This is a genomic window from Pseudomonas lijiangensis, assembly GCF_018968705.1.
Taxonomy (GTDB): domain Bacteria; phylum Pseudomonadota; class Gammaproteobacteria; order Pseudomonadales; family Pseudomonadaceae; genus Aquipseudomonas; species Aquipseudomonas lijiangensis.
Genome location: NZ_CP076668.1, coordinates 1,212,494 through 1,227,815, shown reverse-complemented (window position 1 = coordinate 1,227,815; position 15,322 = coordinate 1,212,494). Strand labels below are relative to the sequence as shown.

Below are 15,322 nucleotides of genomic sequence, written 5' to 3'. Positions count from 1 at the left end.
CAGGAAGACTGCCAAGCCTTCAAGAGGGCCACCACTTGCCTGCCATGCCCCTGCGCGCACTCATCAAACAAAACTTGTGGGAGGCAGCTTGCTGGCGAAAAAGTCCTGAAACTGGCAGATATTCTGCGTCGTACGCTGAAGTCGCCAGCAAGCTGCCTCCCACAAAGTGATTTATTGACCTTGACTGATCACTTACCCCACTCTTTTGCCCTACCGTATATAACCCTCCGGAACCGAACAGGTAAGATAACGCTCTTATGATTCACTGGTGTGGCCGAGCGTTGAGGGTGGGTGTGTGAGCGATAGTAAAGTCCGGGTGAATAACCTGGTAACGGGTGATATCTCTCATCCACAAAAAGATATCTTTTTTGCAGCCGTCGAAACCACCCGGATGCCGATGATATTTACCGACCCTCATCGCCCGGACAATCCGATCATCTTTGCCAATCAGGCTTTTCTCGAGATGACGGGCTATTCAGCCGAAGAGATCGTAGGCCGTAACTGTCGCTTTCTGCAGGGACCGGAAACGGATCGCGAAGTTGTCGCCGCCTTGCGCCAGGCCATTGCAGACAAGCAAGACATCGCGACGGAAATCCTGAACTACAAGAAAGACGGCTCGTCGTTCTGGAACGCCCTGTTCATGTCGCCAGTCTTCAATGACAACGGTGATCTTGTTTACTTTTTCGCCTCCCAACTGGATGTCAGCCGTCGCCGTGACGCTGAGGATGCCTTGCGTCAGGCGCAGAAAATGGAAGCCCTGGGTCAACTCACCGGCGGGATTGCCCATGACTTCAATAACCTGTTGCAGGTCATGGGGGGTTATATCGGCCTGATCGACTCAGCCACCGACAAGTCCAACATCGATGTCCCTCGCATCAAGCGAAGCGTCGAGCACGCCAAGTCGGCCGTTGACCGTGCCAGCACCCTGACCAAGCAACTCCTGGCCTTTGCCCGCAAGCAGAAGCTGCAAGGCCGGGTGCTGAACCTCAATCAGGTGGTCACGGGCATGGAGGCTTTGATCGAGCGTACTTTCGGCGCAGAAGTGCCGGTTGAGTACAGCCTTGAGCCCGCCCTTTTCAACTGCCGCCTCGACCCGAGCCAGGCCGAAGTTGCTCTGCTGAACATCCTGATCAACGCACGGGATGCGCTGATTGGCAGGCAGGACCGTCGGGTGTTCATCGAAACGCGCAATATCATCGTGAAGGATCTGGCCAGCGTCTCTTATGACGGCCTGTTGCCGGGCAGCTACGTGAGCATTTCGATCACCGACAATGGCATCGGCATGCCTCCCAACATTCGCGACCGGGTCATGGACCCGTTCTTCACGACCAAGGAAGAAGGCCAGGGCACCGGTCTTGGGCTGTCGATGGTCTATGGCTTCGCCAAGCAATCGGGCGGAGCCGCGCGAATCTACTCCGAGGAGGATGTCGGGACCACCCTGCGTCTCTACTTCCCTGTGGATGATGCCAGCATCAGTGTTCATGACCACGCCAAGCCGATTACCAGCAAATCCGGCAGCGAGCGCATTCTGATCGTCGAGGATCGCCCCGACGTCGCGGAACTGGCCAAGATGGTGCTGGAAGATTACGGCTACGTCACCGACATGGTGCTCAATGCCCGGGAAGCGCTGAAGCGTTTTGAAAGCGGCGAGACGTATGACCTGCTCTTCACCGACCTGATCATGCCGGGCGGCATGAACGGGGTGATGCTGGCCAGGGAGGTGAAACGGCGCTACCCGAAAATCAAGGTGCTGCTGACCACAGGTTATGCCGAAAGCTCTATCGAGCGGACGGACCTGGGCGGGACCGAGTTTGAAGTGGTGTCCAAGCCCTGCATGCCTCACGATCTCGCCAGAAAAGTACGTCAGGTGCTCGACGGTCCCAACGGCGTAGCCTGAGTGACAGTGCCTGTTGCGGCTGTGTGCAACAGGCACCGAATATCCCTTCCATGACGTTCGCCTGTCACGGCCAAAAGGACAGCCTTATCAAAATAATTTGCTGGCCATTATTTTGATGTTAATCTCGGCGCGTTTTTCAGTGGGTCATTAACTGCCCCGGGAAGTTTCAATATTCCCGACCCACTTTGAAAGACTCGCTACAGAAAATCAAAATAAAAACAATCTGCCAGGTTTTCCTATATGCGCCCTCAAGCACACACAGCACTGCCGCACCCGTCACTCTTGCTCTGCCATTCCCTGCGAGCACTCCGATTACGCTAGAAAAAATCCATGCACGTTACGTATTGCGCGTAACACAGGCATTGATAGGCACTTCGCTTTTGAACGTGTCAGCGGCATATCTGTGCCTTTAAAAACTTCATGGATTTGCATCAACCTGAAGCCATGCATCGTTTGATATGCAGGGCCTTGTGCGTTGTTGTTCAAGCAGTGCCTATAAACAATAAAAAAGGTGCAAAGCACCACAGGGATGTCACACATGACCACCGCTATAAAACAAAGTACCGAATCCGTTATCTCTCTCGCCCATCAGGAAGTCAGAACGTTCAGCTTTGATGTTCAGCAGTCAACACTGCTGCATACGTTCTGCGAAGAGTTGGCGGCCATTGGAGGGCCGCAGGCAGCGGGTGCCAGGGCCAAGGCGTCTGTCGCGGCCACTGAGTTGAAGTTCTCGATGTCGAAAGAGCAATCAGAACTTCTGCTTGCCTACTCCGATGGTCTTATCTCGCTGCTGATATTCGAAGGCCTGCAAAGGATCAGCAGTGACAGCCCACCCGATGAGTTGCCGGAGCTGGCAGCGCTGGAAGATCGGCACGACGTGCTGTGCATGGCCGCCCGCAACCAGATCCTGCTGAAGCTGGTGGATAACAGCTCCTTTGCCTATGACATGGACAACGAAGGGAAACTGGTTCGTCTGGTCGCCAACTTCAAAGGCGGAGGCTTGACCAGAATCACCGACGAGCCAGAGGTCAAGGAGCTGAGTTCCCATTCGGGCCTGGCGCTCGGGCCTCATACCGAAGCCCCTTACTGGTGTGCCGTGAACGCCCGGGACGGACATTCACCCTCGCCGTCTTCGCTGATCCTTTCGGCCCTGTGGAACCCGAGTCTGGAGCCGACCACCGTCATTCCACTCCCGCCTGTGCTGGACAAGATCGGCGTCACGAACTGCCTGGCGCTGACCACCGGCAGTTTCCAGTTCACCCGCAGTGACTCTTTTGTCAGCGGCAAAGGCGAAGACGGTCGCGGGGTGTCGATTCTGGAGTTCGACAATAAAGTCGGCTTCGCAGCCCGCTTCAACTCGTATCGTTTTTCAGTCAATGAAAACGCTTCGCCCTTTGTGAAAAAGGCTTACTCCGCGCTTTGCGAAGGCATTAAAGAAGCCACGCCTTGTGAATATGTACTGACCCAGGAATCGGCAATGGTCATCAATAACATTCGGGCTTTGCATTGTCGGGATGTCATCAAGGACAACCGGCGAGTATTGGTGCGCATATTTGGCCTGTCCAAATTCTCTGCCCCTCTGATTATTTCAGAGGACCCGCTGTTGTTGCGTGGTTGATTGCGTTGCACCCGGTCTTGTCGGGTGTCTTGAACGGCCAGCCATGCAGATGGCTGGCCTGTATGGGTAATGAGGAAATGTAATGGCCTGGGATTTGATTGGCATGTTGGCGCTTGTGGCTTTTTGCGCCGGTTTTTTTGATGCAATTGCCGGAGGTGGCGGGCTGATCACTTTGCCGGCGCTGTTTCTGGCGGGCGTCGACCCTATCAGTGCAATTGCCACGAACAAGTTTCAGGCTGCTTCGGCCACCGTTTCGGCAACGATCACTTTTGCCCGTAAAGGCATGATCGAATGGCGGGAAGGTCGCTTTCTGGTGCTCTGTGGATTTATCGGCGGGGCCAGTGGTGCCTTGCTGGTCAGTTCTATCGACAAACGCTATCTGGAAGTCTGCGTGCCGGTAATGCTGATTCTGGTTGCGCTTTATTTTGCGTTCTCGCCAAAGATCGGCAATGAAGATCGCCGTAAACGAATCGGCATTCTGCTGTTCTCTTTTACCGTGGCACCTGCCCTGGGTTTTTACGACGGTATATTTGGCCCAGGTGTCGGTTCGTTCTTTATTGTCGGTTTCGTGTTGCTCTGCGGCCTGGGCATGATGCGGGCCATGAGTTTTACCAAACTGGCGAATGCGTCCTGCAACCTGGGTTCCTTGTCGGTCTTTATCACCAAAGGCGTGATTGTCTGGCCGATAGCGATTGCCATGGCATTGGCGGCTTTTGCTGGCGCACAACTGGGTGCGCGGGCCGCAGTGCGGGTCGGGCCACGGTTGATCAAGCCCATGTTGGTGGTGGTGTGCTGCGCGCTGGCCATTAAACTCTTGAGCGTGGAAACCAACCCGTTGCGAGTTGCCTTCATTCACACACTGGCTTCGTTATGATCAATCTGTCGGCGTTATCTCACCGCTCTCGAATTCGATCCCGGTTGCAGTTCGATGAAACGCCGACAGGCCCTGCCCGTTATTTTTCACAGGCCTTCGAGGGTTATGAACTTGAAGGCCGAATCCTCGCAAATGCCGCATCGCCAGATGCACTGCCAAAGGTGCTGGCCATTCATGGTGCCCGCTCGGACTACAGCAAACTGAATGGCATTCTTTATCCTTTGCAGGCGTCGGGCGTTGCCAGTCTGAGTTTCAATCTTTCTGGGCATAACACGACAACCGATATCCAGCTGCCAGACACTTCACTGGGCAATAACCTGCAAGAAGCCCTGCGGTTTGCCAGTTGCCTGGGCACAGGTTTCGACACGGTGATCGGCCACAGTCTGGGCGGAGCACTGGCCCTGAAAGTGGCTGAAGCCCACAAGGCCAGTGTCAGGAAAATCATCCTTTTCTGCCCGGCTCTGTATTCGGATGCCGCTTATCAACAGCCATTTGGCGAGCCGTTCAAAAGCGTCATTTCAGTTCCGTATAGCTTTCTTGATTCATCGTCCCTTGAATTCCTGAATGAGTTCGAGGGAGAACTGATGCTGGTGATCGGAGAGTTTGATGGCCTTGAATCCACGGCCTTCGGCAACGTGGCGGGTACATCGGCCGGAACAGTGACAATAGATCAGGGCACACCGCACGAGCGCATTATCAATAGCCCGATTCCTTATGAAGTGATCGAGGCTATCGAGAAACACCTGCGCCCTCACGCTTTCAAAAAGCATGTGCTGCCCGGATGCGATCATGCTGTTTCGGCCTGGTTTCGTAGTAACCCGGAACATGCGCGGGAACTGGCGCAGGAGATTTCAGGTTTTCTGAATAACCGGTGCGTTCGACACCCGCCCCACTAACCGGACGGCGGCAGCCAGAAAGCGGATTCCGGACAGCCGCAAGCACGGGCCTCAATGCACAGGGTCGATACGTGCAGCGAGACTCTGCCGATGGGTGCCTATCTCGCTCGCCACATCAGGTCCTTGATACACCATGGAGGTTTCATAATTGGCCCCGCTGCCGCGATTTGCGCTGAACCAGTTGAATGACCCCATGCACAGTAACTGATCATCGGCCATGACGATTTTGCTATGCACCTTGCGCACGACATGGGATTCGATCTGCTGACCTCGCAATGATTGCAGGGCCTGCCTGAGCGCCTCACTCGGATTCTTTTCCCAGCCTGCACGAAGATTGAAATCCCGATCCGTATAAACCTTCACCTTGATGCCACGTGCCACGGCGTCAGTCATGGCTTGCCAGGCACCGATGTCATGGATGCGCTGCAAAATGATCCACGGTGAAACGATGTGCACTTCGCGTGTTGCAGTCGCCAGGGTCTTGAGCAGGAACTGATCGTGGGCCGGTGCATTGGTCAGATGGCTAAAGGTTGAGCGAGAAGTCTGCAGGTCCTTGCGCGGCTGGTATTGAAATACCAGTTCGCTGGCAGGGTCGCGCAGCAGGTATTCAGCCAGCAGGCCTCGCGGCTTGGTTTCAGGCACCATGCCGAACAGGTCCATGTCGCCGAAGACCAGAAAACTGTCTTTGGCGCGGGAGACTGCGACGTTCAGCATGCTTGAGCGGCGGTCGATGAAACCGCCATTGGCGTGCTTGGAATACACCGCCGAAAAGATCACCACGGGGCGCGCCGCGCCCTGGAAGGAATGCACGGTGCCCACGGTCAGCTCGCCATCGCCCTTGCCGGTCTTGATACCGCTGGCATCGCATGCCTCGGCGATAGCCTGGGACTGAGCGCCAAAGGGGGTGATGATCCCGACGATCTCCCACAGCTCTTTTTGGCCATAACGTTCCTCAAGCTGCGAGCGATGGGCGACAAGCCATTGCGCGATGGTTTCTGCCTCCAGACGGTTCATCCGGCTCCGGCCGTTCTGCTGCTGGCAAATACCATCCACATGCAGATAACCCAGTGCCGGTAATCCGCCTTGAGGTTTTTCACCACGTCTGGGCACCAGCTTGCCCTGATAGCAGAGGGCATTGCAGTAATCGACGATCGAGTTGTAGCAACGACGATGTTCGTAGAGGAACATCCCGCGGTCCATGTCGAGGTCGTAATGATAGCGACTGGCATTCTGGGCAATGCGCATCACGCTGCCCGAGGCCGCACTGACACCGGTGGCGCAGAGTGTTTCATAAGCCTGGTCCACGCCAACCCGTGGCAACAGCCCGGCGCTCATCAGGTTGCCGATATCCACCGAATCGGGAATCGACCAGATAGGCTCGATTTGCAGCGTATCGCCAATGACCAGCGCTTTTTTGGCCAGGGCGAAGGAGGCCCCCGCCACTTCCGGCAGGACCTGACCGGCCTCGTCGACGATCAACAGGTCGATCAGCTCGTACATGTAGTCATCGTCGTAGCCACTGCCGTTATATTTGCTGCCTTTCAGATAGCTGGGCAACATGAAGAAGGTCGACACCACACAGGGGGTCAGCTTCATCCAGCGATGCCAGCGTTTCTCCAGAGCTTTGCGGCCATTGGCTTTGGGGTTTTTCAGGATATCCGGCAAGGTCTGCTCAAGCTCAAGCAGCCATCGCCCTTCCCAATAATGGGTACTCAACAGGAAAATCGGGAAGCGTATGCGGGTGTCGGCCAGTGCATCGCACTCGCTGAGCGTCATGTCGTCGGTGACCGCATCGGCAGGCAGTTCCAGAGGCAGCAATGCTCTCTGCCAGTTTGTCAGGCATTGCTGCCGTGCCTGCAGCAGGGCTTGAGCACTGACGATTCTGGCTTCCTGCGTGACGACCTGCTCTTTAACAGCCTTATGCCAGGCCACCAGGGCATCACTGATTGCCGACACCTTGTTCAGCGATGACAACTGCTCCAGTTGCTCTTCACTGAGCAGAGGCTCTGAAGTCTGCGGATCGAGGTGGCTGCGCTCGATATGCAGGCAAGCCCGCAGCCGACGTTTTTGCTGTACGGGCGCGATCCAGGCAAACAGCACGTACCACAGAGGTTCATCGGCCAGATACTGACGCAATGAGGTTTCAAGGGCTTTGAATCGAGCGCTCTGGGCCTTGAGCGTCTGTACCGCCGTCCGCGCACGTTCGATACCGGCATCGGGGTCATCGCCCCATTCGGCTCGAAGTGCCTCACGAGCCTTGACAAGCGCATCCCATGACTGCTCGATCACCCTCAGCTCGTTGGCGCGGGCCTCAAGTGCCTGATGCAACTGTTTGACGGCTACATCGACCGTGAGCGGCGCAGTGCCCGCAAAGGCCAACGCCGCGTTGCTCAACCATTCGCCTTGTGCACGCGTCAGATAGGCCGAGGATTCGGTCTTGGCAAAGAAACTCTGGCTCTGATACTTGCGTACTGTTTCAGGGTTGGCAGATGCGCTTGCAAAATAGGCCCCGAAACTGTCGATATCCGGCAACCAGCGTCCGGCAAAAGGGCCATCACCCTTGGCGAAATCCGAACCGAAGGCATCGAGAATATTGGTCACGGCCTGGTTATTGGTGGAGCTGGCCACAATCACCGGAGGCTCGGCCTGAGCAAGCGCCGCCTCGGCCCACAGAGATGCAACCACGGATAACAGCAGCGTTGTCTTGCCGGTGCCGGGCGGCCCGTTCACACCCAGAATATCGCCGTGGCGGGATGCCAGAAAATGCGCCAGCGCATCGCGTTGCTCATCGGCCAGAGCGTATTGATCGCTGGCATGCCCAAGACGCGCTGCAAAACCTGCGCTTTTCAGCAGACAGGGTTCGGGAGCAAGAGTGACTTGACTGGCATAACGTTCAAAGAGCGCACTGCCGGGTTTCGTATCACGTATGTGATCGTACAGACGAACAATATGCTGGCTGGCCCCGGATATCTTTTCCTCCTTGAACAGACACCACTCATTCGAGCGCTCATAACCGTTGTCGCCTTGCAGCCAGCCAGGGCTGACCTCCTCTAGAAAGTGTTCACAGAACTGCAGGTAGGCAGCCCATTGCCGGGCATACTCATCGGCATCTGCCACCTGGCCGTCTTCCGGCGGCTCAAAGGCCGGTAGCGTATTGACTGCCAGAAAGGTATCCACATCGGCGACATCACCCAGCGAGAAACTGCCCGACTCCAATGGGTCGAGAATGTCACGCGGTATGACGGTGTTGGCGGTCGGGAAAAGTTGCCCGTGGCGATTGACCCGCACATGCCCGATCAGTGGCGTCACTATCGCATGCATGCCGCTGCGGACTTTGCCGTGCTCAAGTCGCGCCCTGAAAACCCAGGGCCGAATAGTGACCTCAATACTCTGGGATCGCTCAGGCTCATCCTTGAACAGGGATTCGACGGTTTCGCTCCCTAGATACCCTGACTGCAAAGCCTCGAACGGAAGGCGAATATGATCGGTCAGACCATCAGGTTTGAGACCACCGCTACCATTTTCGGCATCGACCAGAGAGTTGCGCCAGTATTTGGCGAATTTGAGAGCGTCTTCGTTCATCGTCCTGATTCATATTGATCCATTGGTGGGGCAGAACCTTAACAGACAAGCAAATGATGCCATATAGCCTTTAACCAGCATCCAGGTACAAAACCCCATGCCTGTTCCTGACTCGTCTATCGTTGAACCTGATCGCCCCATGAAGGGACGGCCGTTCAGGAAATGGAGAAGTCTATGAAGAAGCTAGTGATGGCGACATTCGCTGCAACGCTGTTGTTGGGCAGCTTCGCAAGTCCGGCCCTTGCTGAAAGCGAGCTGGAGAAAGGCGTAAGGCACGACAATCGTGAAGTGGACAAGGGTGTCGAGCATGACGCCAAGGAAGCCGAAAAAGGCCTCAAGCACGATGATGAAGAACGCCACAAGGCCGACAAGCATGTGGACAAGGAAGTGAAGAAAGACCTCTAGCCTGGAACGAATATCCGGAGTCTGGTCGTCAGCAAAACCTGCGACCAGAACCATTCCCCCCGAATTACTCTGGCTTTTCCTCTTTGACCTTCTGCGCCACTTCGCCGGCCATGGACGTCGTCACCACGCCCCCCACACCCGGCACGACTCGCGTCACGGTTGCGTTGACGGTGGTGCTGATGTTGCGGGTATAGGAATCAATCGGCATGCCGCCGCGCATGTGGGCTGAAACCACTTGCGGCCGCATGACCGTGTAAGTGATGGTAGAACTGATGGTGCGGAACAGGTTGCCCAGAGCCGAAACGATGGAGATTACCGTCAGCGCCGCAAAAGGGATCGACAGCCACATGATGCTCATCTTGAACAGAGCGCTTGGGGTGGGCAGCTCGCTGAGGCTTCGGCAGTAAACAATCGAAGCGATCAGGTAAGCGGCTGCCAGAGCGGCAATCGCCACCGGGTCGCGAATATCGAAAGCCAGCCGGGAAAACAGCAGGCCATAAATGACCACGCTGGTGAGCACGTCAGGGATAAGGCTTTTAAGACCATCCACAGCTTTGGATATGTTGTAGATCACAAAACCGATGACCACGATCCAGCCCAGAACCGGGATGACCGCCAGCGCCATGACCAGCACCGAGAGCAGCAGGCCACGAATGATGCCGTGGTGCAGGTTGTTCTTGATCAGGAAATAGACAAAGTAGCTGCAGGAAAACAGGCCAATCAGGGCAAATGAAACGCCAGCGGCCTCGGGTTGCAGAAAAAAGCTCAGGCAGCCCACGATGATCATGAAGGCCAGGCACAGGTATCCACTTTGATTCATTGATGTTCGTCCATGATGGAAGCTCTGCGCATCCTGCGGAAGTTGGCTGAGCGGTGACTGAGGTTACAGCGATATCGGCGTGACATCAGTCATCTTTAAGAGCAATCGCTCACTTCAACGACGCCTCAAGAAATCCCATCAGCGCCTGCATCCGCGCACTGCGGTGTTTGCGTGACGGCACCAGCAGCAGAATGGGGGCGCTCTCGAAGGACCAGTCGGCCAGTACCCTGACCAGAGCGCCGGTCTGGACGGCGTCGCTCACGTCCCACTCGGAACGCAGAACAAGCCCTTGATCCTGCTCGGCCCAGCGCCGGGCAACGCTGCCGTCGTTGCAGAGCATGGCGGGCTCGATGCGCACGGTATGCCGGGCGGTCTGTTTGCGCAGGTGCCAGAGCGTGACGTCTTCTTCATTCTCACGGATGCAGATGCAGCGATGGTTCGCCAGTTCGGCCGGGCTCTGGGGCACGCCATGGGTTTTCAGGTATTGCGGGCTGGCACACAGCCAACGTTCGTTTTGCACCAGGGTACGGGCCACCCATGAGCTGTCATTGATACTGCCGATATGGATCACGGCATCGCTGTCATGACGATCCGGCCAGGGTGTTTCGCGCAGGTCCAGGTGCAGACGCAATCCCGGATGGAGCTTCGCAAAACGGGCCAGCAGGGGCGCGATGCGTTGGCGACCGTAGCCGAAGGGCGCGGCGAGCCGCAGGGTGCCGGTCAGTTGATCGTCAGGCTGTTTGAAAGACTCGGGCAGCGCTTCCAGACGCTCCAGCAATATCGCGCTTTCTCTGGCAAAACGTTCACCTTCTGCCGTCAGGCTCAGGCGCCGGGCATCCCGACTGGCCAGGCTGGAACCCAGCAAAGCCTCCAGCTTGCGCAAACGCATGGACAGCGCAGGCGGAGAAACATTGAGGGTTCTGGCGGCTGCGCTCAGGGATTCGGAGCGGGCCAGAGTCACGGCAAGGCGCAGGTCTTCGATGGTGATCATTCAATTTTACTTAATCATAAGTGACGCCTGATTTAACCATGGATTCACGATCAATCAGTAGAGTGAGAACCGTCAGCCTTCCTTCAAGAATCGATCATGCCCAACGTCCTCTCCAACCTGGAAACACCTGCCGCGATCATTGATGTGGCCAGAATGCAGCGCAATATCCAGCGCATGCAGCAACGCATGGACGGCCTGGGTGTTCGCCTGCGCCCGCATGTCAAAACCAGCAAGTGCCTGCCGGTGATCGAGGCGCAGATAGCTGCGGGTGCAAGAGGCGTCACGGTGTCGACCCTGAAAGAAGCCGGGCACTGCTTTGCGGCTGGCATCAGCGACATTCTCTACGCCGTCGCCATGGTGCCCGGCAAGTTACCTCAGGCGCTGGCGCTCAAACGTCAGGGCTGCGCACTGAGCATCATCACCGACAGCGTTGCCGGTGCCCGGGCCATCGTCACTTTTGCTCAGGAGCAAGGTGAAGTGCTGGACGTCTGGATCGAGGTCGACTGTGATGGCCATCGCTCGGGCATCAAGTACGACGATGAGGTGCTGATCGAAGTCGCGCAGGTGCTGCATGAGGGCGGGATGCGCCTCGTCGGGGTCATGACCCATGCAGGCTCCAGTTATGAACTGAACACCGCCGAAGCCCTGCAGCGGCTGGCCGAACAGGAACGCGATCAGTGCGTCGGCGCTGCCGAGCGGATTCGGGCGGCTGGCCTGCGGTGCCCTCAAGTGAGTATCGGCTCGACGCCCACGGCGTTGTCGGCTGACGATCTGCAAGGCGTCACCGAAGTGCGCGCCGGGGTGTATGTGTTCTTTGATCTGGTGATGCATAACGTGGGTGTGTGCCAGGCCGATGAGCTGGCCTTGAGCGTGTTGACCACAGTCATCGGCCATCAACTGGACAAGGGCTGGATCATTACCGACTCGGGCTGGATGGCCATGAGCCGCGACCGCGGCACCCAACGCCAGCAACAGGATTTCGCCTATGGCCAGGTATGCACTGAAGACGGCCAATGGGTCGACGGCGCTCTATTGCAAAGCGCCAATCAGGAACACGGCATCGTCACCTTGCAAACACCGGCAGACGACCTGACCGCCCTCTTCCCGATTGGCAGCCGCCTGCGCATCCTGCCGAACCATGCCTGCGCAACAGGTGCGCAATTCCCCCATTACCACGCCCTTGATGCCGATGGCGAAGCACAAACCTGGAGTCGCCTGCATGGCTGGTAAACCGATAGACCTGATCCATACCCCAAACGCCGCCGCACCGGGCGGGCATTATTCACAAGCCGTGCGCCACCAAGGTCTGTTGTGGGTGTCCGGCCAGTTACCGGTGCGCGCCGATGGCAGCCAAAGTGTCGACGAGCCGTTCGAGGTGCAGGCCACCATTGCCCTGAATAACCTGATGGCGATTCTTGAACAGGCGGGCAGCGGTGCTGATGATCTGTTGAAGGTGACCGTCTATATCGTCGGCATCGAACACTGGCCCGCGTTCGATCAGCTCTACGCCCGCTGCCTGGGTCAGCATCGCCCGGCCCGTGCCGTGGTCCCCGTGCCGGTTCTGCATCATGGGTATCTGATCGAAATCGAGGCGGTTGCGAGGTGTGAAAGCTGACTTCAACGCAAGAAGCCTGCCCACGCCGACACCAGCAATAGCAGCGCCATGCCACGGTTCAACCGCTGCATGGCCTGCTCCGATTTGAGCAGTCGTGCCGATCCCCGGCCCAGCAATGCCCAGCACACCAAGCACGGTACCGATACCAGAAAGAACACCAGCGCCAGATCGACCACCGTCCCCTTGCTGAACACACTGACCACCGCCAGCGCCATCATCCATGTCTTGGGATTGACCACTTGCAGACCTGCCGCGCCGATAAAACCGAGCCGGTTCTGCTTGTCGTCCTGTTCGATGGTGCTGGCGCTGTTGAAAATCTTCCACGCCAGCCAGGTCAGCCAGAGCACGCCGACGGTGGCCATCACCTGATGCGCTCCCGGTATCTGCATCAGAGAACGCCCCACTCCTGTTCCCACCAGCCACACCAGAACAGCGGCCCCCATGCAGCCCCCGAAAATGATCGGCAGGCTGGCGCGAAAGCCATAACGGGCACTGTTGCTCAGCACCAGAATATTGGTCGGGCCAGGCGTAATCGAGGCAACAAAGGCAAACAACATGAAGGACAGCATGCGCACAACTCCAGAAGCGGGATGCACTCATGCTCGCCCGGCAAAGGGCTTTAGTCTGGAAGATCCGTGCAGCGGTTTCGGTAGGCCGAAGGGGTCATGCCGTTGGCCCGCAGAAACCAGCGGCCCAGGTGACTCTGGTCAGCAAAACCCAGGTCGCTGGCGACCTGAACGGGTAATGCGCCTGCGGCCAGCATTCTTCTGGCCTGAGCCAGACGCAGTTGCACCAGATAAGCATGGGGCGGCAGGCCAAACGCCGACTTGAAGGCACGACTCAGACGAAAGCGATCCACGCCACAGACCTTGGCCAGTTCATCCAGCCCCAGGTCGCGTCGAAAGTGGGCATGCAGGTAGTCACGGGCGCGCAAGGCCACCTGAGGCAGACGCGGGTCCTGATTCTGCCGAAGCCGCCAGCGCAGATTGCTGGTCAGCCGCTCCAGCAATCCATCGAGGGCACTTTGCCGGAACAACCGCGTTTCCTGCCCGTGCAACGCGGCAAATGCAAAGAGGGTGGCATTGGTCAGTCGAGGGTCGCTTGCCAACGTATCGGAGAACCCCAGTTGATAGCCATCCGGCGCCTCTTCAAACAGCGAGGGCAGTTCGCGGGCGATCCAGTGCGGGTCGAGGTACAGCGTCCGATACGTGAAACCCTCGGCGCTGGGCGCATCCCCATCATGAATCTCACCCGGCTCCAGCATGAACACCTGACCCGGCGTGCTGGCATAACGTTGCTGCCGACAATGAAACTGCTGAACCCCCTGCTCCGTCACACCCACCAGATAACTGTCATGCCAGTGAGGATCATAGGCATGAGCATTCCCCTCGAAATGCGCATGCAGCGTCTCGATACCGGTATCGCGGTCCTGAGCAAGATTGATCCAGTTGCTCTGAGTCATGGCAGGCTTATGGGCAAACAAGGGGATAGAGAAGCGTGTTATCGCGCATGGGGGATGGGAAGTCTAGAAGGTTTGTGCAGGATGCCTTCAAGGCCTTTCGCGAATGAGTTGGCTTGTGTGGGAGCGACTTCAGTCGCGAAAGCAGTGCTTCAAGCGATGTAACTCTATCGGATGTACTCCCGTGGGAGGGGGCTTGCCCGCGACTATGGCGGTGAAGCTTCTCTGAGCTGCCTACACGGCAGTGAAGTGCCCATGACGGTGCGAACGATCTCGGCCGTATCTCTGAGCTGCCTACACGGCAGTGAAGGTGAGTACTGGGCTGTGATCTCGCCACTCATGTCTCTGAGCTGCCTACACGGCAGTGAAGCGGGGCATCGAGTTCGCTCGATTGGGCATGATTCTCTGAGCTGCCTACACGGCAGTGAAGGCCTCGGCCCAGCGCGATGCTGGGCTTGGGCGTCTCTGAGCTGCCTACACGGCAGTGAAGTAGACACTCTCCTCGATAACCCTCCGTTCTCAAAGAAAAATATGCACCAGCAGCCGTTTACCCCTTTTTTTATCGATATCTGTAAATCATTGATTTTTAAAAGACGAACCGATAGTGAAAAAAAGAGGGTCAAGAAAGGGTTCATTCTTGGCCACCGTAGACAGATATTCCCGGGGAGTGCGACAGCGCCGTATTTTTTGATAAATCACTTTGTGCAGGGCAGCTTGCTGGCGACTTCAATATACAGCCGCAGAATATCTGCCGCTTTTCAGATTTTTCGCCAGCAAGCTGCCTCCCACAAGTGTTGTGTATGCCTTAACTGATCGGCATTACTCCGTAGCGACTTCAGTAACGAAGACGGTGCTCAACCGACTCGGATGTACCACCAGTGGGAGGGGGCTTGCCCGCGACAATGCAAGGGACAATATCTACCGATGCGTGCCCGTATCTACAGCGAGCAATAGACGCACAAAAACATTTTCCGGAATGCTGATTCTGACCCTATTTTTTCACCCAATATGCGCCCCTTTAAAATCAATCACTTACATATCTGATGAAAAAAAGGGGTAAAACGGCTGCTGGTGCATATTTTTCTTTGAAAACGGAGGGTTATCGAGGAGAGTGTCTACTTCACTGCCGTGTAGGCAGCTCAGAATATGAACGATGACCACTTCT

At 56.8% G+C, this 15,322-nt stretch carries 12 protein-coding genes and 1 CRISPR repeat array (1 of these 13 only partly in view); of the genes, 7 read left to right on the top strand and 5 right to left on the bottom strand.

Annotated elements, in window-relative coordinates; genetic code table 11:
* Nucleotides 1-295: 295 nt before the first annotated feature.
* The 4 genes from KQP88_RS05370 (at nt 296) to KQP88_RS05355 (ending at nt 5,285) form a co-directional block, all read left to right on the top strand.
* Nucleotides 296-1,897 (top strand): hybrid sensor histidine kinase/response regulator, encoded by a 1,602-nt coding sequence (locus KQP88_RS05370; RefSeq protein WP_216705042.1) that lies wholly within the window; start codon nt 296-298, stop codon nt 1,895-1,897.
* A gap of 538 nt (nt 1,898-2,435) precedes the next feature.
* A complete protein-coding gene (locus KQP88_RS05365; RefSeq protein WP_216705041.1) occupies nt 2,436-3,515 on the top strand; it encodes a hypothetical protein in 1,080 nt (359 codons plus the stop codon).
* An 82-nt stretch (nt 3,516-3,597) separates the two neighbouring features.
* Nucleotides 3,598-4,389: a TSUP family transporter gene (locus tag KQP88_RS05360; protein WP_200995116.1), complete on the top strand. Its 792-nt coding sequence runs from the start codon at nt 3,598-3,600 to the stop codon at nt 4,387-4,389.
* Nucleotides 4,390-4,433: 44 nt separating this feature from the next.
* Entirely contained in the window at nt 4,434-5,285 is an 852-nt protein-coding gene (locus KQP88_RS05355) for an alpha/beta hydrolase (protein WP_253950551.1), read from the top strand.
* A 51-nt stretch (nt 5,286-5,336) separates the two neighbouring features.
* On the opposite strand, the gene KQP88_RS05350 is transcribed toward KQP88_RS05355, so the two are convergent.
* The gene (locus tag KQP88_RS05350) at nt 5,337-8,867 is read right to left on the bottom strand and encodes an AAA domain-containing protein (RefSeq protein WP_216705039.1); all 3,531 of its coding nucleotides are present in this window, start codon (nt 8,865-8,867) and stop codon (nt 5,337-5,339) included.
* Between the two features lie 174 nt (nt 8,868-9,041).
* Between KQP88_RS05350 and KQP88_RS05345 the strand changes: the two genes are divergently transcribed.
* Nucleotides 9,042-9,272 carry a hypothetical protein gene (locus KQP88_RS05345; RefSeq protein ID WP_025258813.1) on the top strand — a complete coding sequence of 77 codons (231 nt, stop codon included), beginning with the start codon at nt 9,042-9,044 and terminating at the stop codon, nt 9,270-9,272.
* A gap of 64 nt (nt 9,273-9,336) precedes the next feature.
* On the opposite strand, the gene KQP88_RS05340 is transcribed toward KQP88_RS05345, so the two are convergent.
* Entirely contained in the window at nt 9,337-10,092 is a 756-nt protein-coding gene (locus KQP88_RS05340) for a hypothetical protein (protein ID WP_216705038.1), read from the bottom strand.
* Nucleotides 10,093-10,201: 109 nt separating this feature from the next.
* Nucleotides 10,202-11,083, bottom strand: coding sequence for a LysR family transcriptional regulator (locus KQP88_RS05335; RefSeq protein WP_216705037.1), 882 nt, complete (start codon nt 11,081-11,083; stop codon nt 10,202-10,204).
* A gap of 96 nt (nt 11,084-11,179) precedes the next feature.
* On the opposite strand from KQP88_RS05335, the gene KQP88_RS05330 reads away from it, so the two are divergent.
* Both KQP88_RS05330 and KQP88_RS05325 read left to right on the top strand, forming a co-directional pair.
* On the top strand, nt 11,180-12,313 hold the full coding sequence (locus KQP88_RS05330; protein ID WP_216705036.1) for a DSD1 family PLP-dependent enzyme: 1,134 nt from the start codon (nt 11,180-11,182) through the stop codon (nt 12,311-12,313).
* Nucleotides 12,303-12,698, top strand: a complete 396-nt coding sequence (locus KQP88_RS05325) for a RidA family protein (RefSeq protein WP_216705035.1) — start codon at nt 12,303-12,305, stop codon at nt 12,696-12,698. The genes KQP88_RS05330 and KQP88_RS05325 overlap by 11 nt, the downstream gene beginning before the upstream one ends.
* Nucleotides 12,699-12,700: 2 nt before the next feature.
* Here the strand turns inward: KQP88_RS05325 and KQP88_RS05320 are convergent, their stop codons facing one another.
* Both KQP88_RS05320 and KQP88_RS05315 read right to left on the bottom strand, forming a co-directional pair.
* Entirely contained in the window at nt 12,701-13,267 is a 567-nt protein-coding gene (locus tag KQP88_RS05320) for a LysE family translocator (RefSeq protein ID WP_216705034.1), read from the bottom strand.
* 50 nt (nt 13,268-13,317) lie between these two features.
* On the bottom strand, nt 13,318-14,160 hold the full coding sequence (locus KQP88_RS05315; protein WP_095067103.1) for an AraC family transcriptional regulator: 843 nt from the start codon (nt 14,158-14,160) through the stop codon (nt 13,318-13,320).
* A gap of 1,115 nt (nt 14,161-15,275) precedes the next feature.
* Nucleotides 15,276-15,322: a CRISPR direct-repeat array (repeat unit 28 nt; unit sequence CTTCACTGCCGTGTAGGCAGCTCAGAAT) (it continues 882 nt past the right edge of the window).

Coding starts and splice junctions, on each gene's coding strand:
- KQP88_RS05325 (WP_216705035.1), top strand. CDS start 12,303: ATGGCTGGTAAACCGATAGACCTGATCCATACCCCAAACGCCGCCGCA.
- KQP88_RS05360 (WP_200995116.1), top strand. CDS start 3,598: ATGGCCTGGGATTTGATTGGCATGTTGGCGCTTGTGGCTTTTTGCGCC.
- KQP88_RS05320 (WP_216705034.1), bottom strand. CDS start 13,267: ATGCTGTCCTTCATGTTGTTTGCCTTTGTTGCCTCGATTACGCCTGGC.
- KQP88_RS05315 (WP_095067103.1), bottom strand. CDS start 14,160: ATGACTCAGAGCAACTGGATCAATCTTGCTCAGGACCGCGATACCGGT.
- KQP88_RS05365 (WP_216705041.1), top strand. CDS start 2,436: ATGACCACCGCTATAAAACAAAGTACCGAATCCGTTATCTCTCTCGCC.
- KQP88_RS05330 (WP_216705036.1), top strand. CDS start 11,180: ATGCCCAACGTCCTCTCCAACCTGGAAACACCTGCCGCGATCATTGAT.
- KQP88_RS05345 (WP_025258813.1), top strand. CDS start 9,042: ATGAAGAAGCTAGTGATGGCGACATTCGCTGCAACGCTGTTGTTGGGC.
- KQP88_RS05335 (WP_216705037.1), bottom strand. CDS start 11,083: ATGATCACCATCGAAGACCTGCGCCTTGCCGTGACTCTGGCCCGCTCC.
- KQP88_RS05340 (WP_216705038.1), bottom strand. CDS start 10,092: ATGAATCAAAGTGGATACCTGTGCCTGGCCTTCATGATCATCGTGGGC.
- KQP88_RS05350 (WP_216705039.1), bottom strand. CDS start 8,867: ATGAACGAAGACGCTCTCAAATTCGCCAAATACTGGCGCAACTCTCTG.